This window comes from Cupriavidus sp. FW216-B1, from assembly GCF_058789195.1.
This window is the reverse complement of the sequence record NZ_JBYTEL010000007.1, coordinates 194,353-216,639: the sequence shown is the minus strand read 5'-3', so window position 1 is coordinate 216,639 and position 22,287 is coordinate 194,353. Positions and strand designations below refer to the sequence as shown.

Sequence of the window (22,287 nt, the reverse complement as noted above, 5' to 3'; positions counted from 1 at the left end):
GCTCTGGACGGCGCTCGGCGGTACTCGGTGGGGCTGCACGCGGCGCTAGCGCCCCTGGAAGCTGGGCGGGCGCTTCTCGCGGAACGCCTGCTGCCCCTCCCTGGCGTCCTCGGACAGGCGCATGGCGTCGAGCTGCTGCAGCGTGCGCGCATACGACTCGGCCGGGCTGGCCGGCAGCAGCTCGTGCACGAAGCGCTTGATCGCGCGCACCACCAGCGGCGCGTGGCCGGCGATCTCGTGCGCCATCTCCAGCGCCACGCCGAGCTGCTGCCCGGCGGGCACCACCTGGTTGACGAGGCCGACCTCGTAGGCGCGCGCGGCGTCGATGGTGCGCCCGAGCAGCATGATCTCCATCGCCACCTTCTGCGGGATGCGCGCGGCGATGCCGGTGATGAAGCCCTGCGTGAAGCCGAGCTTCGCCTCCGGATACATGAACCTGGTGTTGTCGGCCGCCACGGCAAGGTCGCACATGCCCAGCAGCGTGATGCCGCCGCCGATGCACCAGCCCGCCGCGGCGGCGATGATGGGCTTGTCGGTGGCGATGCCGGCGCCCGGCGTGCAGCGCCAGAACTCGGGGATGTCGTTCAGGTCCGCGCCGGCGGTGAAGGCCTCGTTGCCGGCGCCGGTGACGATGGCCACGCGCTGCGCCGAGCGGTCGAACTCGGCGAACGCGCGCTGCAGGTCCAGCGCCGTGGCCTGCGAGATGACGTTGCGCTTGGCCGCGTTGTCGATGGTGAAGACGGTGACCGGGCCATGCTCTTCGATTTTCAGGCAACTCATTGTGGTTCCTCCCCGAACCGCGCGCGGGCATCGACGGCGACGCAGCCGTCTGCGCCTAGCCTGAGCGGATTCACTTCGATCTCGAAATCGCGCTCGCCCATCTGCGCGGCGAGCGCACCGAAACGCACCAGCACGTCGACGGCGGCCTCCAGGTCCACCGGCGCCGCGCCGCGGTAGCCGGCGAACAGCGGCGCCAGCCTGAGCGAGGCCAGCGCCGCGCGCGCCGCCGCGGCGCCGACCGGCGCCGGCAGCAGCACCACATCGCGCAGCAGCTCCACCAGCACGCCGCCGCTGCCCACCACCACCATCGGCCCGAACTGCGGGTCGCGGCGCGCGCCCACCAGCAGTTCCACCTCGCCGCCGGCCATGCGCTGCAGGAACCAGCCCTCGATGCGCGCATCGGGCCGCGCGGCGGCGATGCGCGCCGCCATCGCGCCAACCGCGTCGGCCACCTCCTGCGCGCTGCGCAGGTTCAGCGCCACGCCGCCCACCTCCGACTTGTGCACGATGTCCGGCGAGACCACCTTGAGCGCGAGCGGAAAGCCCACCGACGGCGCGGCCTGCCGCGCCGCCTCGGCGTGCGCCACCACCGTGCCGGCGTTGACCGGGATGCCGGCCAGCGCGAGCAGCGCCTTGGCCGCCGCCTCGTCGAGCACGGCGGCGCCGGCCGGCAGGCTCACGGCCAGCCGCGGCCCGCCGTGCGCGGCGGCCGGCGCCGGCTGCCACGCCGACCACGCGGCCCACGCGCGCACCGCCTCCACCGCCTCGCCGAGCCCATCCGTGAACGGCTGGCCGGCCTGCGCCAGCACCGCGCGCGCGCCGTCGGCCAGCCGCGCGGGCTGCATCACGTGGATGACCGGCTTGCCGGCCTCGTCGGCGGCGCGCGCGATCCCGGCGGCCATGCCGGCCAGGTCGGGCGCGGTGGTGATGACCGCCAGGCACAGGTCGGCGCGCGGGTCGGCCATCGCCAGGCGCGTGCTCTGGTAGGCGAAGTCGGGTACCTCGGCCACCTTGGCGCCGAACAGGTCGACCGGGTTGTCGGCCTGGCCCGGCACGTAGAGCGTGGCCAGCCGCGCGCGCGTGTCGGCGTCGAAGCGCGTCATCGGCAATTGCGCGGCGGCCAGCTTGTCGGCACCAAGCGCGGCGCTGCCGCCGGAGGTGGACAGCAGCACCGTGTCGCGCACGCGGTGGCCCGGGTGGCGCGCCATCGCCGCGGCCAGCAGCAGCATGGCGAACACGTCGTCGAGCAGCACCACGTTCTCGGCGCGGCACACCGCCTCCAGCGCGGCGAAGTCGCCGGCCAGGCTGGCCGTGTGCGAGAACGCCGCCTGCCGGCCGGCGGCGGTGCGCCCGGCCTTGACCACCAGCCACGGCTTGCCGGCGGCGCGGGCGCGCGCGGCCAGCGCGCGGAAGTGCGCCGGCGACTTGATGCCTTCGATGTAGGCGCAGATCACCGCGGTGTCGGGGTCGTCGATCAGGAACTCGATGAAATCGCACAGTTCCAGGTCGGCCTGGTTGCCGACCGACACGCAATGGGTGAAGCCCACGCCCATCGCCACCGCGCGGTCGAACAGCGTGCCCATCAGCGCGCCGCTCTGCGTGACGAAGCCGATCGGGCTGCGCGGCAGCCGCTCGATCTCCAGCGCCGGCGACGAGCACAGCACCAGCTGGTTGCGCGGGCTGATGACGCCGAGGCAGTTGGGGCCGATCAGCCGCATGCCGGCCGCGCGCGCGATGGCCACGATCTCCTCTTCCAGCGCGCGCCCGGCGGCGTCCGCGTCGGAAAAGCGCGCCGTGATGACGATGGCGCAGCGCACGCCGCGCGCGGCGCACTCGGCCACGCGCGCCTTCACCTGCGGCTGCGGCACCGCCATGATGGCCATGTCGGGCACGTCCGGCGTATCGGCCACCGAGGCGTAGGCGCGCAGGCCGAACAGCGTGTCGCGGTTGGGGTTGATCGGATACAGCGTGCCGCCGAAGCGATGCCGCAGCAGCATCGCCAGCACGCGCCCGCCGAACTTGCCCTGGTCCTCCGACGCGCCGATCACCGCGACCGAGCGCGGCCTGAGCAAATCGGCCACCGGCAGCGGCGTTCTGGTCTCCTCCGGGGCGCGCATCTCAGGCCGCCATCTCGGCTTGCGCGGCCGCGCTGACCGGGCCGGTGTACTCGCCGCGCGCGGGGTAGTTGCGCGTGATGGCGAAATCCACCGAGGTCAGCAGCTCGGCGAACTGCGGCCGCGCGAACGGCATGGTCTGCACCGCGCCGTAGTACAGCGTCTGGTCGGGCCGCACCAGGAACACGCCGGGCTCGGAGAACATCGGCGGCTCGTCGATGCCGATCGAGGTCTTGCCGTGGCCCTCGGTCACGTACAGGCCCCACTGGCGCGCCACCGCCAGCGGCAGGCCGTAGCCCATGCGCAGCGCCGGCATGCCGATCTTGTCGGCCATCTTGCGCGCGCGCGGCGCGGCGTCCGAGCTGATCGCCACCACGGACACGCCGCGGGCATCGAACTCGGGCAGCAGCCGGCCCAGCTCCATCAGGTATTTGGCGCACACCGGGCAGTGGTAGCCGCGGTAGAACACCACGAGGGAAAACTGCGCCGGCGACTCGTGCTGCAACACGTAGTCGCCGTGGTCGAGCGTGGGGACGGCGAGGGCCGGGACGGCCTGGCGGGGAATCAGCATGCGGAGCACTCCGTTCTGGGGCATGGGCGGGGCCGGCGCGCGCTGTCCTGCGCGCCGGAGCGGGTCGAAGCGAGGTTGGGATTCATGCTGCAGTGCACGCGGGCAAGGGTGTGGCGGGTAGCGCCACGGCGCGTGTTGCAGGCTTGAGCGGCATCGGTCATCCAGGTCTCCCTGTCGATGAAGCTACAGTAGGTGTTTCCCAAATACGGCACAACAGTTCCGTATTTGAGAACGGGCGGGGAGACGAAGAGAGGTGGCGCGAGGTAACGTGAGATGGCGCGAGGTGGCGCGAGATGGCGCGCAACCGCGCAAGCGGGAACCGGAAGCCGCGCGGAAAAAGCGGGCAGCCGCGCTCAGTGCGCCCGCAGCGCGTCGACGATGCTCAGGCGCGCGGCGCGCAGCGCCGGGAGGAAGCCGCCGAACAGGCCCATCGCCACCGCGAACGCGAGCGTCTTCGCCACCACGGACGGCGTGAGGATGAAGCGGAACGACAGGTCGGCGAAGGTCTGGAAGTTGGTGGTGGAGAACGACGCGAACTGCATCAGCGCCGCGCAGGCGAGGCCGGCGACGCCGCCGGCCAGCCCCAGCAGCATGGCCTCGATGAGAAACGCGCCGAGCACGTTGCTGCGCTTGAAGCCGAGCGCGCGCAGCGTGCCGATCTCGGCGACGCGGTTGGCCACCGAGGCGTACATGGTGATCATGGCGCCGATCATCGCCGCGACCGAGAAGATCACCGACAGCGTGAAGCCCAGGATGTTGATGAACGCGGACAGCGCCTTCGACTGGTCGCTGTAGAACACCTGCTCGCGCTTGGCCTCGCTGGCCAGGCGCGGGTCGACGTCGATGTCGGCGCGGAAGCCGTCGAGCCGGCCAGCCTGCGCCAGGCGGAACACCATCGCCGAATAGCTGGTGCGCCGGAACGACTGCATGAGCTGGTCGACGTCGCCCCAGATCTCGGAGTCGAAGCCGCTGCCGCCGGCGTCGAAATGCCCCACCACGGTCCAGTCGCGCTGGGCGAAGCGCAGGTGCTCGCCGATCTGCACGCCGTCGAATCCTTTGGCGATGCTGCTGCCGACCACGATCTCGGACGAGCCGGGCCGGAACAGGCGCCCGGCCACCAGCCGGACCTGCGGGCGCAGCGCCAGGCCCGCCGGCGAGACCCCGCGGATCACCACGTTGGAGGGCCGCGCCGAGCTGGCCTTGGTCAGCGAGATCAGCACCACCGCCTCCTTGGACACCCACGGGCGCCCGTCGACGCCCGTCGCCACGGCCGGGTGCATCTCCATGATGCTGGCCTGCTCGCGCGAGATCGCGCTCTGTATCTCGGTCTCGGCGCCCTTGCGGATCACCACCACGTTGTCCTGCTCGCCGGTCGTCACCAGGGTCTGCTTGAGGCCGGCGTCGAGCATCAGCATGGTGGCGAACACGAACACCACCAGCGCCAGCCCGCCGGCCGTGAGCGCCGTGGTCAGGCGGCGTGCCCACAGGTTGCGCGCGATGTAGGAGAGCGGAATCGCCACGTCGGTCCCTTGCGCCTAGCCGATGGCCCGCAGGCCCTCGACGATGCGCACGCGCGCGGCCTGCACGGCCGGCACGATGCCGGCCGCCAGCCCCACCACGAGCGCGCAGGCCGCCTGCAGTTGCGCGGTCTCGCGCGACACGCTGAAGACCGGGAACACGCCGCCCACGGACTGCTTGAACAGGGTCGCCATCGGCGGCGTGGCGAGCATGCCGAGCGCGCCGCCGGCCACGGCGATGGCGACCGACTCGCCGAACACCAGCAGCGCCAGGAAGCCCGGCCCGAAGCCGAGCGCCTTGAGCGTGGCGTACTCCACCGTGCGCTCGCGCGCGCTCATCGCCATCGAGTTGGCCATCACCGCCATGATGATGACGATCACCACGTAGGACACCACGCGGATCGCCGCGATGATCTGGTTGGACATGGCCACGAAGCCGAGCTGGAAGGCCTGCTCGGTCTCGGTCAGGGTCTCGGCCAGGGAGTTCCTGAACACGCCGTCCACCGCGCGCGCGACCGCCGCGCCGTTGTCGGGGCTGGCCACGCCGACCACGTAGACGCCCACCTGGTCGGCCTGCCGCGGCGTGCGCTTGCGCACGGTCTCGTTGAGGTATTCCCAGTGGAACACCATCTGGCGCGTGATGGTGCTTTCGTCGCGCCCGTCGAGGATGCCGCGCACGACGAAGTCCCAGGTGCCGGGGTAGATGGTGCCCTTGAGCGGGACCACGTCGCCCACCTTGAAACCGAACTGGTCGGCGAGCTGGCGCCCGACCAGCGCGCCGCGGCGGTCGCGCTGGTAGTCGGCGCGCTGCTGCGCCGGCAGGATGAACTCGGGATAAAGGTCGAGATAGTTGTCGGAGACGGCGAACTGCGCGAAGAAGTTCTTGGGGTCGCGGTAGATGCCGCCGAACCAGTTGGAGCGCGCCACCAGCGTGACGCCGTCGACGCCGCGGATGCGGTTCTCGTAGCTCAGCGGCAGCGGGAACACCAGCGAGATGGCGTTGCGCGTCACCAGCCGCGCGCTCGACGCCGCCGAGGCGCCCGCGTACCACGCGTCCACCACGGTGCGCAGCAGCCCGAACGCCAGCACCGCCACCACCAGCCCGGCGACGGTCAGCGTGGTGCGCAGCTTGTGGCGCAGCGCGTTCCTCACGATCAGCTTCAGCGCGAACATGGCATCCGTCCGCGGCGCCGCTCAGCCGGCACTGGCATGGATCAGCTCCCCTTTCTCCAGGTGCACCAGCGACTTCGCCGCGGCGGCCGCGTGCGCGTCGTGCGTGACCATGACGATGGTCTTGCCGAGCTCCGCGTTGAGCCGCTGCAGCATGGCCAGGATCTCCGCGGCCGAGGTGCGGTCGAGGTCGCCGGTGGGCTCGTCGGCCACGATCAGCATCGGGTCGGTGATGAGCGCGCGGGCGATCGCCACGCGCTGCTGCTGGCCGCCGGACAGCTCGGACGGATAGTGGCTCATGCGGTCGGCCAGGTTCACCATCTCCAGCACCATGCCGACGCGCTCGCGCCGCTGGGCGCGGCTCAGGCGGGTCAGCATCAGCGGCAGCTCCACGTTCTCGAACGCGGTCAGCACCGGCATCAGGTTGTAGAACTGGAAGATGAAGCCGACGTGGGCCGCGCGCCATTCGGCCAGCGTGGCCTCGGCCAGCCGCGTGATGTCGAGCCCGGCCACCAGCAGCTCGCCGCTGTCGGGCCGGTCGATGCCGGCGATCAGGTTCAGCAGCGTGCTCTTGCCCGAGCCGGACGGCCCCATCAGCGCGATGAAGTCGCCCCCGGCGATGTCGAGCGTGATGTCGGTCAGCACCGGCACGGTCTGCGCGCCGCGCCGGTACGACTTGGCGACGTGGCGGATGGCGATGAGCGGGGCGGCGGCGGCGGCGGCGGAATGCATGCTACTTCTTCGCCACGGTGACGCTGGCGCCGTCGCGCAGCTTGTCGCCGGGCGCCAGCACCACCACGTCGCCCGGCGCCAGGCCGCCGACCGCGACCAGCTCGCCGAGCGCGGCGCCGGCCGTGACCGGGGTTTCCCGCACGGTGCCGTCCTTGCCGAGCACGTAGGCCACCTTGCGCCCGCCGCGCTCGACCAGCGCGGCGGGCTGCACCGCGACCACCGGCTTGCGGTCCTGCGCCGGCACCGGTTTCTCCAGGAAGGCGATCTTGGCGCTCATGTCGGGCAGCACGCGCGCGTCGCGGTCCACGAAGCGCACCTTGACCAGCACCGTGGCCTTGGAGCGGTCCACCGTGGGCACGATGCGCGACACGCGGCCTTCCATGCGCAGCGCCGGCAGCGCGTCGAGCTGCAGTTCGCAGGGCTGGTCCACGCTGATCTTGCCGATATTGGATTCCGCCACGTCCGCCTCGACCTCCAGCGTCTCCATGTCGGCGATGGTCACGACGGCGCCCTTGGTGTCGGAGGCCGACGAGAACGGCGTGATGTTGTCGCCCACGTTGGCGTGCCGGATCAGCACCACGCCGTCGAACGGCGCGCGGATCACGGTCTGGTCCACCGCCACCTGCGCGGCGCGCGCGTTGGCCTGCGCCGAGACGATGGCGGCGCGCGCGCTGCTGACCGACGCCTTCGCCTTGTTGTAGCGCGCGAAGTCGGCGTCGTACTGCGCCGTGGAGATGGCCTTCGGCACCAGCAGCGTCTCGGAGCGGCGCAGGCCGATCTCGGCGTCCTTCAACTCGGCGACCTGCAGTTCGTAGTTGGCCTGCGCCACGCTGACCTGCGCCGAGGCCTGCGCCAGCGACGCCTGCACGTCGCGGCTCTCGATGCGGGCGATCACCTCGTCGAGCTTCACGTGCGAGCCTTCCAGCACGCCCAGCCATTCGAGGCGGCCCTGCGCCTTCGAGCCGACCGCGGCCTTGCGCTGCGGCACCACGTAGCCGGTCGCGTTGAGCAGCGTGTAGGCCTGCGACGGGTAGGCGGAGGCGACCGTGACTGTCTCCACCGCGGGCGGCGCGGCCAGCCGGGCGCCGATGCCGAGCGCCACGGCGACGGCCACCGCCGCGGCCGCGTAGCGCAGCCACCTGCGCCGCCGGGGAACGGGAGCGAGCGGGCCGCGCTCGATTTTCAGCTTTGCCAGATCGTGATCAACCAATTTCGGGCCTTTTTCTGCCGTTGGACGGTAACGTCGGGGATGTCGCGGCGCGCCGGCGCGGGTGCCGCCGGACGAACGGCACGCCGCGGGGCACGCCGGGCGACGCATCGGACAACACATCGAACGACGCACCGGCCGGCATGCCCGCCGGCGTACCCGCGCGCCGCGCATGGGAAGGGCGCCCCAGTATAGTGCCGTGCCCGGGCGGTGCTGGCAACACCACATCGAACATCGCGGCGGCTTGTCACATCCTGTTGCACGGCGGCCGCTCCCCCTCCCTCCCCGGCCCCGCGCCGCGCCCGGCAAAGGGCGCGCCTAGCGGATACACTACGCGCCGGATGATTTCCGCAAAAACGGGAGGGGATGCGATGGATCTGGGATTGCAGGACAAGGTAGCGATCGTCACCGGCGGCTCGCAGGGCATCGGCAGGGCCGCCGCGCTGCGGCTGGCGCAGGAAGGCGCGGCCGTGGTGCTGGCCGCGCGCGGGCGCGAGCGGCTGGACCAGGTGGCGGAGGAAATCCGCGCGCTGGGCGGGCGCGTGGCGGCGGTGCGGGCGGACGTGAGCCAGGCCGGCGACTGCGCGCAACTGGTGACGGCCGCGCTCGACGCCTTCGGCCGCCTCGACATCCTCGTCAACAACGCCGGCACCTCGGCCACGGGCGCGTTCGAGAGCGTGTCCGACGAAGCCTGGCAGGCCGACTTCGAGCTCAAGCTGTTCGCCGCGATCCGGCTGGCGCGGCTGGCCATTCCCCACATGCGGCAGCAGGGCGGCGGACGCATCATCAACGTCACCAACATCGGCGCCAAGCAGCCGCGCGCCAGGTCGACGCCGACCACCGTCACGCGCGCCGCCGGGCTGGCGTTCACCAAGGCCCTGTCCAAGGAATTCGCGCCGGACAACATCCTGGTAAACACCGTGTGCATCGGCCTGATCCGCGCGGGCCAGCACGAGACCAAGGCCGCGCAGGCCGGCATCCCGGTCGACGAGCTCTATGCCCGCATGGCCGGCGACATCCCGCTCGGGCGCGTGGGCCATGCGGAGGAAGCGGCCAACGTCATCGCCTTCCTGGCCTCGCAGGCGGCCAGCTACGTGACCGGCACCAGCATCAATATCGACGGCGGCACCTCGGCGGTGCTGTAGCGGCCCGCCGCGCGGCGCGGCGCTACGCCTGCGGCGCCTGCCCGGCCTCGCGCAGCACCTTGCCCGGGTTGAGCAGGTCCAGCGGATCGAACGCCTGCTTGAGCCGGCGCAGCAGGTCCATCTCCACCGCGCTCTTGTAGCGCGGCAGCACGTCGCGCTTGAGCTGGCCGATGCCGTGCTCGGCGCTGATCGAGCCGCCGTGCGCGTGCGCGCTGTCGTGCACCACCTCGTGGATCTCGTCTTCCACCGCGAACACCGCGGCGGCGCTCTGGTGCGGCGCGTGCGAGACGTTGTAGTGCAGGTTGCCGTCGCCCAGGTGCCCGAACACCACCGGCCGCACGCCGGGAAAGCGCGCCTCCAGCGCCGCCGCCGTGCCGCGCACGAACGCCGGGATGCGCGAGATGGGCACCGAGACATCGTGCTTGACGTTGCGGCCGTCGCGGCGCTGCGCCTCGCCCAGCGCCTCGTCGCGCAGGCGCCACAGCGCCTGGCTCTGCGCCAGGCTTTCGGCGATGACCGCGTCGGTGACGAGGCCATCCTCGAACGCGCTGCCCACCACCGCCTCGAAGCGCGCGCGGGCGTGTTCCTCGCCCTCGCCGTCGGACAGTTCCAGCAAGGCGTACCAGGGATGGTCCAGGTCCGGCAGCGGGATCGGCTGCTCCGGCACGTGGCGCGCGATCAGGCCCAGCGCGGTGTCGGAGATCAGCTCGAACGCGGTCAGCGCCGCGCCGAAGCCGGCCCGCGCGTGCGACAGGAAGGCCACCGCGTTGCCGATGCACGGAAAGGCCAGCAGCGCGGTCTGCTGCGTGGCCGGCAACGGATACAGCCTGAGCGTGGCCGCGGTGATGATGCCGAGCGTGCCTTCGCTGCCGATGTAGAGATCGCGCAGCGCATAGCCGGTATTGTCCTTGCGCAGCCCGCGCAGGCCGTCCCAGACCGCGCCCTCGGCCGTCACCACTTCCAGCCCGAGCGTGAGCTCGCGCGCGTTGCCGTAGCGCAGCACCTGGGTGCCGCCGGCATTGGTGGACAGGTTGCCGCCGATGGTGCAGCTGCCCTCGGAGCCGAGGCTCAGCGGAAACAGCCGGCCCGCGTCGCGCGCGGCCTGCTGCACGCTGGCGAGCACGCAGCCGGCTTCCACGGTGATGGTGTCGTTGTCCGTGTCGATGGCGCGCAGGCGGTTCAGCCGCCCCAGCGACAGCAGCACCGCGCGGCCGCTCGCGTCCGGCGTGGCGCCGCCCATCAGGCCGGTATTGCCGCCCTGCGGCACCACCGGCACGCGGTGCGCGCGGCACAGCCGCACCACCAGCGCCACCTGCGCCGTGTCGGCGGGCCGCGCCACCGCGAGCGCCCGGCCGTGCAGGCGGCCATGCTGGTCGGTGAGATAGCCGGCCGCGTCGGCGCCGGCCAGGACATGCTGCGCGCCGAGCCCGGCGCGCAGCGCTTCCAGCAAAGAAGAGGTCATGGGCAGGCTTCCTTCGCGCCGCGGCTGGCTCAGCCCGGCGCCTTGCGGTACTTGTCGTGCAGCTGGTGCAGCAGCGGCGTGGGCGTCATGCCGTTCTTCTTCTCCACCTCGATCAGCCAGCCGGTGCGGTGCCAGTCCTGCACGATGCGATCGATCGCGGCCTGCGCGTCGGCCTCGCCCCGCCGCACCCAGATCACCGACGGCGACGGGATCAGGTCGCGCGGCGAGACGATCTCGTAGCCGCTCCAGTCCGCGTTGTGCTCCACCAGGTCGCGCAGGGTCGGGCTCACGTGCACCGCGGCCACGCAGTTGCCGCCGCGCAGCGCCAGCAGCGACTCGGGCTGGCCGCGGAAGGCCTTGATCTGCGCGCCGTACTGCTCGATCAGCGGCCTGGTGAAGTTGCTGCCCTGCGAGACGCAGACCGGCTTGCCGCGCAGGTCCTCCCAGCGGGTCACGCCGCTGCCCTTCCTGGCCACCGCCGCGCCGCCGACTTCCTCGAACGGCGTGGGCACGAAGGTCAGGATCTCGCTGCGCTCCTGCGTCCACTGCATGTTGGCGATCAGGATGTCGACCTTGCCCTGCTGCAGGAACTGCACGCGGTTGGACGGCTGCACCTGCACCGTCTCCAGCGCCACGCCGAGCCCCTTCGCCACGCCCTCGGCCAGGGTCACGTTGTAGCCGATGGGCTTCTGCGTGGCCGGGTCGAGCGTGCCGAAGGGCGGGCCGGAAAGAATCACGCCGGCCACGAGCTTGCCGCGCTGGCGGATCTTGTCGAGCGTGGCGTCGGCGTGGGCGGTGGCGGCGGCCAGCGCGAGGCCGGCCAGCAGCGCGGCGCGCAGAACGCGCGAGGTCGCGCCGGAACGGAAAAGCGTCGGCATCGGCAATGTCATTTCGTGGCCTGCGCCAGCGGCGCGTGATCGAACTCGCCCTGCTGCGCCCTCTGGTTGCGCAGCCTGATGTAGGCATCCGGCACGCCGTACTTCTGCGCGGTGCGCAGCAGCAGGCCGGAGCGGTGCCAGTCGCGGACGGCCCCGTCGACGAACGCCTGCGTATCGGCCTCGCCGCGGCGCATCCAGACCACCGTGGGCGACGGGATCAGCTGGTCCGGCGTGGCCAGCTCGTAGTCCTTCCACTCGGCGGCGCCGTCGCCGTGCAGCTTCTGGTAAAGCGCCGGCTGCACGTGCACCGAGGCCGCGCACGAGCCGCCCTTGAGCGCCAGCAGCGATTCGGGAATGCCGCGCAGCCCCTTGACGATGGCGCCGTAGGTCTCCTGCAGCGGCCGGGCGAAGTTGCTGCCCTGCGAGACGCACGCCACCTTGCCGCGCAGGTCTTCCCAGCGGTGGATGCCGCTCGCGCGCGACACCATCGCCGCGCCGCCCACGAGATCGTAGGGCGTCGGCGCGAACGACAGGATCTCGCTGCGCTCCTGCGTCCACTGGATGTTGGCGATCAGCACGTCCACCTTGCCGGTGTTGAGGAACTGCACGCGCGTGTTGGCCGTGACCGGCACGGTCTCCAGCTGCACGCCGAGGCGCCGCGCGAGATCGGCCGCGAGATCGGTCTGGTAGCCGCCGACCTTGCCGCTGGCCGTGTCCATGAAACCGAACGGCGGGCTCGCGCCGTCGATGCCGACGCTGATCTGGCCGCGCTGGCGGATCTTGTCCAGCGTGGCGTCGGCATGGGCGGCGCCGGCCATCAGGCAAAGCAGCGCAGCCAGCGCCACGGTGGCGCGGGCAGCGGGCGGAAAGCGGAAGACGGAAGAAGGCATGCGGGCCGCGCGGCGAGGCACGGAAAAAGGGGGGGAACGGACAGGCAAGCGGGCATCTTGCGGGATCGCGCCGGCGGCGACAACAAAGCGTTTCGGATATGGATATGCGCGCCGCCCCACCGCCGTGGGGAGCCGCCCCGGGCGGCATCCGCATACACTGGCGCACGGGTTTCGCGCCGGCCGCGGCCGGAACCCGGTCCCGCCTCTGCGCAGCCTCACGTGTTGTCCTTACCGCCAAGAAAGGAAGAACCATGAAGCGATCCGTCCGGGTGCTACTCCTCGGCTGTCTTGTCCTGTCCGCCTGCACCACGCAGCTCACCCACGAGCAACTGGCCAGCCCCGGCGCCCAGCCGGCCGAGCCGGGTTTCTCCTACTACCTGCCGCGCCAGCGCTACACCGTCACGGCGACCTACGAGCTGCAGGCCTGCCAGCCCAGGATCGAAGTCGTGCAGCGCGCCACCATCGTCGAAGCGTCGGTCGCGGATCCGGCGCAGCACTATTCGCTGCCGCTCCAGTCGCTGAGTTCGGGCTGGAAGACCACCACGCTGACCGCGACGGTCTACGACAACCAGACCCTGCACACGGTCGGCGCGCAGGCCGAGGACCGCTCCGCCGCGGTGGCCAAGGCCGTGGTCGGGACGGCGCTCGGCGTGGCCCGGATAGTGGCCGGCATCCCCACCGCGGCCGTGGCGCCGCAGCCCTGCAGCCCCGGCATCCTGGAAGCCCTGAAGACCGTGCAGGGCAGCACGGCCCAGCTCATCGACCCCGGCCTGGACGACAAGGGCCGGGCCAACGTGGCGGCCGCCGTCACCGCCGCGCGTGCCGTGCTGACCCTCACCCGGACCTACACGTTCGACCCCGACTGGAGCGAGGCGAGCCGGCGCATGGTCCATGCGCCGGCCGCGGGCGATCTCCAGGCCTGGTTCAGGAAGGACTATCTCGACAGCGCCGCCCGGCTGCCGGCGTTCACCACGGTGATCCGGCTCCGGGCCATGCCCCCGAAGCCCGCGGAGCCGGCCCCCGAGTGGAACGGCAAGGGCATCGTCTACCGCGAACCCGCCCCCATCGCCGTCGAAGTCGCCACCGGCAAGAGCGACGGCACGCCGGAACGCCTGCTCGCTTCCGTGGAAACCCGCGCCGGCCAGTTCGGGCGGCGTCTCGTCCTGCCGCTCAGGAACGGCCCGTTCCAGAAAAACAACCTGTCCCTGAGCTTTGCCGCCAACGGCCAGCTGGAGAGCTTCACCTACGGCCAGGAGAGCACCATCGAGAAGATCGCCTCGTCGGCCTCCGACACCTCGGCCTCGGTGGAAGGCTACCTCGCCAAGAAACGGGCGGCCGATACCGCCGCGGCCGCGGCGGCGGCCAGCGCCGAACTCGATGCGCTCAAGGCGCAGACCGCGCTGCTCAATGCCAGGAGCGACAAGATCGAAGCCGAGCAGCGGCTGACGGGACTGGGCGGGGACTAGCGCGCGCGGCCCGGAAAGCGCCGCCCGCTCACACCGTCGCGCAGCGCCCGGCGCGCAGCAGTTCCTGCGTGTAGTCATGGCGCGGCGAGGAAAACACCTCGCCGGCCGCGCCATGCTCCACGATGCCGCCCCGGCGCATGACGATGACCTCGTCGACCATCGACGCCATCACGTTCAGGTCGTGCCCGATGAAGATCAGGGTCAGGTCGCGTTCGCGGCGCAGCCCGGCCAGCAGCGCCAGGACCTGGTTGCGCACCGTGGCATCCAGTGCCGACACGGGCTCGTCGCAGACCAGCAGGCGCGGATTCATGGCGAGCGCGCGCGCAATGACGATGCGCTGCCGCTGCCCGCCCGAGATCTGGTGCGGAAAGCGCGCCAGCAGCGACGGCTCCATGCCGACCTCTTCCAGCATGGCGGCGCAGCGGCGCAGCAGCTCGCGGCCGGTCAGCGCGCGGTCCTGCGCGAGCAGCGGTTCCGACAGCGCCTGCAGCAGCGTGCGCCGCGGGTTCAGGCTGCCGGTGGTGTCCTGGAAGACATACTGGCAATGGCGGGCGAATTCCCGGCGCAGGCGTTTTTCGGCCGGGTTCATGCCGAAGACCCGGACCTGCCCGGCGCTGGGCGTCAGCAGCCCCATGATGGTGAGGGCCAGCGTGGTCTTGCCGGAACCCGATTCGCCGGCGATGCCCAGGGTCATGCCCGCGTGCAGCCGCAGCGCCACGCCGTCGAGCACGCGCTTGGGGCGGAACCGCCCGTAGTCCACGCAAAGGCCGGCGATATCGACCACGACGCCGCCGGCGGCCGGCATGCCGCGCCGGCTGACGGAGAGCCCGGCATGCGCATCGAGCAGGGAGCGGGTATAGGGATGGCGCGGCGCATCGATGATCTGCCGCGTGCCGCCCTGCTCGACCAGGTGCCCGCCGTACATGACGGCGACATGGTCCGACATTGCCGACACCACGTCCAGGTCGTGCGAGATGAACAGCATGGCCATGCCGCGCCGGCGCTGTATGTCGCGCAGCAATGAGAGGATCTGCGCCTGCGTGGTGACGTCCAGCGCGGTGGTCGGCTCGTCCGCGATCAGCAGTTCCGGCTCCGCCGCCAGCGTCATGGCGATCATGGCGCGCTGCTGCTGCCCGCCCGACAGCTCGAACGGGTAGCGGCGCAGCATGCCGGCCGGGTCGGGCAAGCCGACCTCCTCCAGCAGGCGCGCGGCCCTGGCCCGCCGGTCCGCCGCGCGCTCGCCGTCGACCGGCTTCAGGCTCTCCAGGATCTGGGACCCCAGCGTCATGATGGGGTTCAGCGACGTCATCGGGTCCTGGAACACGATGCCGATCTTTTTGCCCCTGATGTCCTGCCAGCCGGGCTCGCCCAGGTGCATGAGCTCGGTATCCCGATGGCGGATGCTGCCCGTGGCGGCGATGCCGTCAGGCAGCAAACCCATGCAGGCCAGCGCGGTCAGCGACTTGCCGCTGCCGGACTCGCCGATCAGGCCGACGGACTGGCCGGGATGGATGTCCAGCGTGACATCGTGCAGCACCGGCTTGCCGCCGTGATGCGCGCACAGGGAGCGGATGGATAGAAGGGGAAGAGAATGCACGTCGGTCATTGGCGGGAAACCTTGGCCAGACGCGGGTCCACCCAGCGCAGCAAGGCGTCCGCCGCGAGATTGGCAAGAACGATGAAGGCGGCGATGGTCATGATGGAGACTTGGATCACCGGATAGTCGCGGCTCAGGATCGCCTCGAGCGTCAGCCCGCCGAGCCCCGGCAGGGAGAACAGCGCTTCCATCGTCAGGGTTCCGCCCACCAGCCCTCCCAGGATCACGCCGGACAAGGCAATCACCTGCGACAGGCAGTTGGGCAGGACATGCCGCCAGGTGACGCGCCACGCGGACAGCCCCTTGGCGCGCGCGGTGCGCACGAAGCCGGAGCGCGTGGTTTCCTTGAGCTCCTCATAGAGCGGCTTGGCGATCTGGCCGGCGATGTCCAGCCCGAGAATGAGCACCGGCAACAGCATCTGGCCCCGGATGGGCAGCCACCGGAGCCAGATCGAGAACACCAGGATGCCCAGCGCGCCGGTGCAGAACGTGGGCACGGCAATGGACCAGATGTTGATCGCCTCGATCAGCGCGCCCAGGCCCAGGCGCTGCCAGGTCAGCGCCAGGATGGCCAGGCCGATGCCCAGCGCCAGCCCGACGGCCAGGCTCAGCAGCGTCAGGCGCAGGGTGCGCGGCAGCGCTTCGGCCAGCATCGTGGCGACCGGCGCGCCGTAGCGCATCGATTCCCCGAACTCGCCATGCGCCGCGTGCGCGAGCCAGCGCTCGAACTGCACGGCGGGGCTGCGGTCCAGCCCGAGGTCCTTGCGCAGCGTGGCGAGCTCCTCGGCCTTGTAGTCCCCGCGCGCGGCGTAGTAGTCGGTGATGTCGCCGGGCGTGGCGCGCACGAGAAAGAAGATGACGAACGAGATCGCCGCGACGGTGAGCAACTGGCGGCCCAGATGCGTGATGGCTTCGAGCATGGGATGCATGGTTCAGGCTCCCGACGCACGCATCCGGGCCAGCGGGTCGAAGCGCCGGCGCAGCTGGCTGCCCACGATCGACAGCGACAGCGAGGTCAGCGCCAGCGCCAGCACGGGAAACAGCAATGAATTCGGCGCGTCTTCCGCGTAGGGCACCGCCATCGCGATGATGCGCCCCCAGGTGGGCACGTCGGGCGCCACGCCGAGGCCGAAGAAACTCAGGACGGACTCGATGACGATGGCGCGCGGCACCACGATGGCGAGCTGGGTCAGCAGCGTGCCGGCGACGTTGGGAAAGATGTGCCGCCACAGGATGGTGGAGCGCGGGATGCCCAGCACGTGCGCGGCGCGCACGTAGCCCGAGGTCATCTCGCGCTCGCTGGCGGCGCGGGACACGTAGCCGAACAGCGGCATGAACGAAATGCCGACGGCCAGGATCACGGACTGCGTGCCGACGCCGAACGCAACCATCATCGCCAGCGACAGCAGGATTGGCGGCAGGGTCCGGATCATGTCGAAGACCATGTAGAGCGCGGTGCGGACCACGCCGCCGATCGAGCACGCGACCAGGCCCAGGCCGGCACCGCCGACCAGCGCGATGGCGCCCGAGAAGACCGCGACGATCAGCGTGAAGCGCGTGCCCGCGACGATGCGGGCCAGGATGTCCCGGCCGAGATTGTCGGTGCCCAGCCAGTGCGCCGCCGAGGGCGCGCCGTTGCGCGCCAGCAGATCCTGCGCGTACGGATCCTGGGCCAGCAGCATGGGGCCGAGCGCCGCGGCCAGCACGGCCGCGAGCAAGATGGCCCAGGGCCAGCACCGGCCCAGGCGGGAGAGTTGCCGGCGCATCAGGCGGCGAGCCACGTGCGGGCCAGTCCCCCGTCGACGCGGTGCTGGCTCCAGGTATAGCCGGTGGAATAGCCGCGCACCGACGGCGCGACGCCGATGGCGTCGGCCGCGTGGCCGATGCCCAGCGTGTACAGCTTGTCCATGACGTGCTGCCACGCCTGCAGGTAGCCCGCCTTCGCCTGCTGCGCATTGGGCGCGGTGACGGCGGCGTTGATCCTGGCGTCCAGCTCCTTGTCCTGGATGCCGCCCCAGAGCATCGGGCTCGGGCCGTCGGAGAGCAGGCGCGCGTAGCGCAGGTAGACGTCGGCGCGCGGGCCGGAATGGAACGGCGCCAGATCCCAGTCGTACTGGCCGAGCGCGCGCTGGGCGCCGATGTCGTCGAGCGCCTGGTGGTCGATCTTGAAGCCCAGCTGGCGCACCATCTGCACGGCGACCTGCGCGTAGTCGTTCTTCCACGAGACCACCTTCAGCGTGTGCGCCGCCGGGTCGATCCCCGCATCCTTGAGCAGCTTCCTGGCGCGCGCGAGATCCGGCCTGGCGTAGGGGTCCTTCTCCTCGATGGCGCGGTCCCAGTAGAACGTGTCCGGACGCATGGGCTGGTCGCTGGGCCAGGCCCCCTTGACGATGAAGTCCATGTACGCGCGCTTGTCGATGCACAGCGCGACCGCTTCGCGCACGCGGGCGTCCTGCATCAGCGCGCTCGGCTTGCGATTGTTGAACGACAGGAAATACCAGGCCGTGTCCTTGAGCGTCTGCACGCCGACCTTTTCCTGCCGCAGCGTGGCCAGCTTGTCGTTGCCGACGTAGGCGACCTGCAGGTCGCCGGAACGCAGCGACAGGCTGTTGTCGCGGTCGCCCTGCAGGTCGAACTCCACGACGTCCAGGTAGGGCAGGCCCGGCTGCCAGTAGTTCTTGAACGCCGGCGCGGTGAATTTCACGTCGGGCTGCCATTTCCCGAACATGAACGGGCCGGTGCCGATGGGCTGGCGGATGGTGTCCTCCCAGCCCGGCGACTCCGGCGCCACGATCCACAGCTCCGAGATCAGGTTGAGGAACGGGGCGTAGGACTTGCTCAGCTCCACATGCAGCGTGTTGGGCGCGCTGACCGTCAGGCTGCTGATGAGCTTCATCGCGCCACTCAGCCAGCCGCCCTTGACCTTGTCGCGCACGCGCTCGAAATTGGCCTTCACGTCCGCCACCGTCATCTCGCGGCCGTTGTGGAAGCGCACGCCCTTGCGCAGCGCGAAGGTGTAGCGCTTGCCGTCCGGGGAAATCTCGAAACGCTCGGCGAGAAACGGCTTGACGGTGCCGTCGTCGGCAATGCTGGTGAGCGTTTCCACGTAGACCTGCTGCACCGCGATGGAGCCGGCGTGGCGATGCGGGTCCGCCGTATCCAGGCCCAGCAGGGCGATCTTGAGGGTCCCGCCGCGGCGCGGCGTGCCCGCGGTCTGCGCGCTCAGCAGGCTGCTGTGCAGCCCGGCGGAAGTCATGACGGAGCTGGCGGCGGCGAGTTTCAATAGCGTGCGGCGTTTCATGCTTGGGTGTCCTTGCTTAAGTGACCAACGCGGATCGGTGATCAGTTGGAAGAGTCCGGGAAGGGAATGGCCTCGCCGTCCATGCCATCGGCGGGCAGTCCGAGATGCCGCAGGATGGTGGGGGCGTAGTCGACCAGACCGACGGGATGCCGGCTGACGCGCCCGGGGCCGAAGCCGCCGCCTTGCGCGATCAGGAACGGCGCCTGTTCGTTGACGCCGAGCCCGCCGTGCTGCCCGCGGCCGTCGTATGACTTGGGGTCGGCATGGTCGGCCACGATCCAGCTCGCGCCCGCGACGGCGTGCGCGTTGACGCTGTCGACGTGCCCCATCGTGACCGCGAGGGTGCACACGGACTGGTCCTGCGGCATGCCGATGCGCGCCAGCGCCTCGCCGTGGAACAGTTCCGCGCACCACGGCTGGCCGCGGAGGAATTCGACGATGGCCGGAATGCGCGCGGCGGCGGCGGGCATGACCCCGAGCACGAACGAGGTTCCGTTCGGCGCCACCACCACTTCGCGGCTTTCCCTGCCATCCTTGAGGCCGGCGTCGACCAGTGCCTGCTCGACGTCGATCTCGCCGAGCACGGTTTCCATGCCGTGATCCGAGCCGACCAGCAGCAGCACGTCCTCGCCGCGCTCGCGCAGCCGGCCCACGTGTTCGAGCACGCGCGCCAGGCAGGCCTCGGCATGCCCGATGGCGCGCAGGTGCGGCGGCGAGCCGAGTGCCTGCCCGTGACCGGAATGATCCGGCTCGGACAGCCACAGCGTGGCGAGCGTCGGGGCGTCGCCGGCGAGCAGCATGGCGCAGAAGCGTTCGGTCATCTCCGCGTCGCCCGCCGCGCCGCTGGCGATGTCCAGCGCCTGCGCGCCGGTGTGCGGCACGTGCCCCGGGCCGTAGGACCCCGCGCGGTGATACACGTGGCCGTGGGCGTCCGGGTCGTGGAAATAGGCCGCGCCCGGCGACACGTTGGAATAGATGCGCGCGCCGCCATGCTCCGCCAGGCGCTCGGCGAGCGTCGGCACCCACAGCGTGCGGCCGGTCGCGGCGCGCAGATGCTCGCGGAACGCCGGTTTGCCGACCGAGTGGTTGTGCAGGCCGTCGGGCTGCTCCAGCAGCATGCAGTTGCCCAGCAGCCCGTGGCGGCGCGGCCAGCATCCGGTTGCGATCGAGGCGGAGCTGACGCGGGTGGTCGACGGGAACACGCTGCGCACGTCCGCAAACCACGTGGCCCGCGCCGCCAGCCCCGTGAGCAGCGGGCTGTTCGCCGGCGTGACCAGGTCGCGGCGCAGGCTGTCGCAGATGACCACGACCGCTCGCCTGCGGTTCACGGCTGCACCCCGTTGAGCGCGAAGTCGAAGATGCGCCAGCTGTCGATCGGCATGCAGGCGGCCTTTTGCCGGTACGCCTCGTTGAGCGGACGGTTGAGGATGAACGGCACCTTCGTTTCCGCGAGCGCGCCGTGCGTGCGAAGCCGGTGCCCCCTCAGCCCGGCGAGATCGTGCAGCCTCGCGGCGCTGCCGATGCACACGTCCTTTCTTCCCACCACGACCACATCGGCCTCGCGGTCGGCGGGCTGGTCGAAGAGCCGGCAGGCGGCCTCCCGGCCCAGCGCCAGGTCGACCCCGTCGAGCGCCGAGACCGCGTCGATGATGGCCTGCGGCGCGACCTTGCCCTTGCTCCACACGCGCACGAATCCGCCCAGGGCGCCGTGGTGGGCCACGAACGCATCGGTGATCGGGCAGATCACGGTGGTTTCGCCGGCGCCGAACTTCGCGTCGAGCACGTCCTGCAGCCAGATCACGTTCGGTTCGCCGGCGGCATTGCTCTTGTCGCTCATGCCGTGATCCGCGGTCAGCGCCAGCACGATGTCCTGCCCCGCCAGGCGGCCGAACGCATCGTCGAGCTGGCGATAGAACGCGCGCGCCTCGGCATCCTCGGGGGCGAACTTGTGCTGCACGTAGTCCGTCAGCGACAGGTACATCAGGTCCGGGCGGCGTTCCGCCAGCAGCTTGATGCCCGCCTCCAGCACGAACAGCGAGAGCGCCGTGGAATACATGTCGGGCTTGGGCATGCCGACGTACTCCAGCACGTTCTCGATGCCGTTGTCGGCCAGCGTGCATCGGTCGGCGTGCTCGGAAGAGAACGACACGTGCCCCCGGGACACGTCCAGGTCCTTGCCCAGCTGGCGCCGCAGCTTGTCCTTCGCCGTGATCGACACGACCCTGGCGCCCGCGTTGGCGAAGGCCGAGAGAATGGTGGTGCTGCGCAGCAGCTCGGGCCCCGTCATGGCCACGGGCGCCCAGGTCGCCGCGTCCAGGTAGAAATTGCCCGAGATGCCGTGCACCGAAGGCGGCACGCCGCAGATGATGGACATATTGTTGGTGCAGGTGACGGAAGGCATCGAGCCATCGGCCACCGTGGCGAACCCTTCCCGGACGAAGCGCGCGATGTTCGGCACGCTGCCGTCGGCCAGGAACCGGCTCAGGTATTCCGGGTCGCCCCCGTCGATGCAGACGACCACGACAGGCCGCCCGGGCCACAGATAGGTATTGCCGTTCACTTCCACTGCGCGCTGCATCTTTTTCCTTGTGCTGACGTTTCGTTCGGTATGATGCCCTCGCTTTATTGCATATTGTTGACAATCTGCAGTTAGACGGAAGATCGGTATAATGCACGCCTGAACTTGCCAAATGCACATGAACTCGCCGAACGCACTTGAAGTGTTGCGCACGCAATCGTTGACCGGCCTGGTGTACGAAGAGCTGGAGAAGCGCATTGCTTCCGGGAAAATCCTGCCCGGCGTCCCCCTGCGCGAGGTGGCGCTGGCCAATGACATGGGCATCTCGCGCGGCCCGGTCCGGGAAGCGTTCCGCATGCTCGAAGAGCGCGGCCTGGTCGAATTCGAGAAAAACATCGGCGTGCGCGTCCGCAACCTGGACCTGCGCCAGGCCGAGTACCTCTATCAGGTGCGGATCCCGCTGGAAGGACTGATCGGCGAGACCGCCACGGACAACATGTCGGCGGCGCTCGAGGAGGCCATTTCACAAGTGCTGGACCGCATGCAGGACGCGGTGTCCCGGCTGGACGTGGAAGCCTATGCCGCGCTGAATTTCCAGTTCCACGACGAACTGGCCCGGGGCTCGGGCAATCCGGTGCTCTACGATGCGTACCGGCGCGTGGTGGTGCAGCTCAATCTCTTCCGCAGCTACTCGTTCCGGCACAACCCGGCGACGCTGGCCGGCTCGCTGCAGGAACACCGGATGATCTTCGACGCCATCCGCGGCCGCCAGCGCGAGCGCGCCAGCGAACTGCTGCGCCGGCACACGCAGGCCAGCCTGCAGAAGGTACGCGCGGCGATGGAGCACGCCGGGGACGACGAGGGCCACGAAGGCGCCCGGTAAGAACGGAAGACGCCGGCGCGGCCCGCGTGCCGGGTTTCGCGGAGCATGCCCGGCGT

19 protein-coding genes are annotated in these 22,287 nt (G+C 70.7%); 3 read left to right on the top strand and 16 right to left on the bottom strand.

The window, feature by feature from the left end:
- Positions 1-45: 45 nt before the first annotated feature.
- The 7 genes from AC3WXD_RS17470 to AC3WXD_RS17440 all read right to left on the bottom strand — a co-directional run bounded on the left by AC3WXD_RS17470 (position 46) and on the right by AC3WXD_RS17440 (position 8,094).
- Positions 46-780 carry an enoyl-CoA hydratase/isomerase family protein gene (locus AC3WXD_RS17470; protein WP_492324285.1) on the bottom strand — a complete coding sequence of 245 codons (735 nt, stop codon included), beginning with the start codon at positions 778-780 and terminating at the stop codon, positions 46-48.
- Positions 777-2,897 carry an acetate--CoA ligase family protein gene (locus AC3WXD_RS17465; RefSeq protein ID WP_492324284.1) on the bottom strand — a complete coding sequence of 707 codons (2,121 nt, stop codon included), beginning with the start codon at positions 2,895-2,897 and terminating at the stop codon, positions 777-779. The genes AC3WXD_RS17470 and AC3WXD_RS17465 overlap by 4 nt, the downstream gene beginning before the upstream one ends.
- 1 nt (position 2,898) lies before the next feature.
- A complete protein-coding gene (locus tag AC3WXD_RS17460; protein WP_020202391.1) occupies positions 2,899-3,465 on the bottom strand; it encodes a peroxiredoxin-like family protein in 567 nt (188 codons plus the stop codon).
- Positions 3,466-3,818: 353 nt separating this feature from the next.
- Positions 3,819-4,985, bottom strand: coding sequence for an ABC transporter permease (locus AC3WXD_RS17455; protein ID WP_492324283.1), 1,167 nt, complete (start codon positions 4,983-4,985; stop codon positions 3,819-3,821).
- A gap of 15 nt (positions 4,986-5,000) precedes the next feature.
- Positions 5,001-6,155, bottom strand: coding sequence for an ABC transporter permease (locus AC3WXD_RS17450; RefSeq protein WP_020202393.1), 1,155 nt, complete (start codon positions 6,153-6,155; stop codon positions 5,001-5,003).
- A 21-nt stretch (positions 6,156-6,176) separates the two neighbouring features.
- Positions 6,177-6,884: an ABC transporter ATP-binding protein gene (locus AC3WXD_RS17445; RefSeq protein WP_492324282.1), complete on the bottom strand. Its 708-nt coding sequence runs from the start codon at positions 6,882-6,884 to the stop codon at positions 6,177-6,179.
- Between the two features lies 1 nt (position 6,885).
- Positions 6,886-8,094 carry an efflux RND transporter periplasmic adaptor subunit gene (locus tag AC3WXD_RS17440; RefSeq protein WP_492324281.1) on the bottom strand — a complete coding sequence of 403 codons (1,209 nt, stop codon included), beginning with the start codon at positions 8,092-8,094 and terminating at the stop codon, positions 6,886-6,888.
- A gap of 368 nt (positions 8,095-8,462) precedes the next feature.
- On the opposite strand from AC3WXD_RS17440, the gene AC3WXD_RS17435 reads away from it, so the two are divergent.
- Positions 8,463-9,236, top strand: coding sequence for an SDR family NAD(P)-dependent oxidoreductase (locus AC3WXD_RS17435; protein WP_029043464.1), 774 nt, complete (start codon positions 8,463-8,465; stop codon positions 9,234-9,236).
- A gap of 22 nt (positions 9,237-9,258) precedes the next feature.
- Here the strand turns inward: AC3WXD_RS17435 and AC3WXD_RS17430 are convergent, their stop codons facing one another.
- From AC3WXD_RS17430 to AC3WXD_RS17420, 3 genes are read right to left on the bottom strand one after another with little or no spacing between them, the layout of a single operon-like run.
- Positions 9,259-10,698 (bottom strand): FAD-binding oxidoreductase, encoded by a 1,440-nt coding sequence (locus tag AC3WXD_RS17430; RefSeq protein WP_492324280.1) that lies wholly within the window; start codon positions 10,696-10,698, stop codon positions 9,259-9,261.
- Between the two features lie 29 nt (positions 10,699-10,727).
- Positions 10,728-11,576, bottom strand: coding sequence for a transporter substrate-binding domain-containing protein (locus AC3WXD_RS17425; protein ID WP_492324279.1), 849 nt, complete (start codon positions 11,574-11,576; stop codon positions 10,728-10,730).
- Between the two features lie 8 nt (positions 11,577-11,584).
- The gene (locus AC3WXD_RS17420; RefSeq protein WP_492324278.1) at positions 11,585-12,466 is read right to left on the bottom strand and encodes a transporter substrate-binding domain-containing protein; all 882 of its coding nucleotides are present in this window, start codon (positions 12,464-12,466) and stop codon (positions 11,585-11,587) included.
- Between the two features lie 251 nt (positions 12,467-12,717).
- On the opposite strand from AC3WXD_RS17420, the gene AC3WXD_RS17415 reads away from it, so the two are divergent.
- Complete coding sequence (locus AC3WXD_RS17415; RefSeq protein ID WP_492324277.1) at positions 12,718-13,932, top strand: hypothetical protein; 1,215 nt, start codon at positions 12,718-12,720, stop codon at positions 13,930-13,932.
- A 28-nt stretch (positions 13,933-13,960) separates the two neighbouring features.
- On the opposite strand, the gene AC3WXD_RS17410 is transcribed toward AC3WXD_RS17415, so the two are convergent.
- The 6 genes from AC3WXD_RS17410 to phnA are packed head-to-tail and all read right to left on the bottom strand — an operon-like array spanning position 13,961 to position 21,408.
- Positions 13,961-15,538: a dipeptide ABC transporter ATP-binding protein gene (locus AC3WXD_RS17410; RefSeq protein WP_043366172.1), complete on the bottom strand. Its 1,578-nt coding sequence runs from the start codon at positions 15,536-15,538 to the stop codon at positions 13,961-13,963.
- The gene (locus AC3WXD_RS17405; protein ID WP_020202401.1) at positions 15,535-16,458 is read right to left on the bottom strand and encodes an ABC transporter permease; all 924 of its coding nucleotides are present in this window, start codon (positions 16,456-16,458) and stop codon (positions 15,535-15,537) included. Before AC3WXD_RS17405 ends, AC3WXD_RS17410 begins: the two co-directional genes overlap by 4 nt.
- A 3-nt stretch (positions 16,459-16,461) precedes the next feature.
- Positions 16,462-17,295: an ABC transporter permease gene (locus tag AC3WXD_RS17400; RefSeq protein WP_492324276.1), complete on the bottom strand. Its 834-nt coding sequence runs from the start codon at positions 17,293-17,295 to the stop codon at positions 16,462-16,464.
- Positions 17,295-18,830: an ABC transporter substrate-binding protein gene (locus AC3WXD_RS17395; RefSeq protein WP_029043469.1), complete on the bottom strand. Its 1,536-nt coding sequence runs from the start codon at positions 18,828-18,830 to the stop codon at positions 17,295-17,297. The genes AC3WXD_RS17400 and AC3WXD_RS17395 overlap by 1 nt, the downstream gene beginning before the upstream one ends.
- A 41-nt stretch (positions 18,831-18,871) precedes the next feature.
- Positions 18,872-20,158: an alkaline phosphatase family protein gene (locus AC3WXD_RS17390; protein WP_492324275.1), complete on the bottom strand. Its 1,287-nt coding sequence runs from the start codon at positions 20,156-20,158 to the stop codon at positions 18,872-18,874.
- Complete coding sequence (gene phnA / locus AC3WXD_RS17385) at positions 20,155-21,408, bottom strand: phosphonoacetate hydrolase (RefSeq protein ID WP_059412412.1); 1,254 nt, start codon at positions 21,406-21,408, stop codon at positions 20,155-20,157. The genes AC3WXD_RS17390 and phnA overlap by 4 nt, the downstream gene beginning before the upstream one ends.
- Positions 21,409-21,526: 118 nt before the next feature.
- Here phnA and AC3WXD_RS17380 point away from each other — a divergent pair, with 118 nt between their 5' ends.
- Positions 21,527-22,231, top strand: coding sequence for an FCD domain-containing protein (locus tag AC3WXD_RS17380; protein WP_492324274.1), 705 nt, complete (start codon positions 21,527-21,529; stop codon positions 22,229-22,231).
- Positions 22,232-22,287 lie beyond the last annotated feature (56 nt).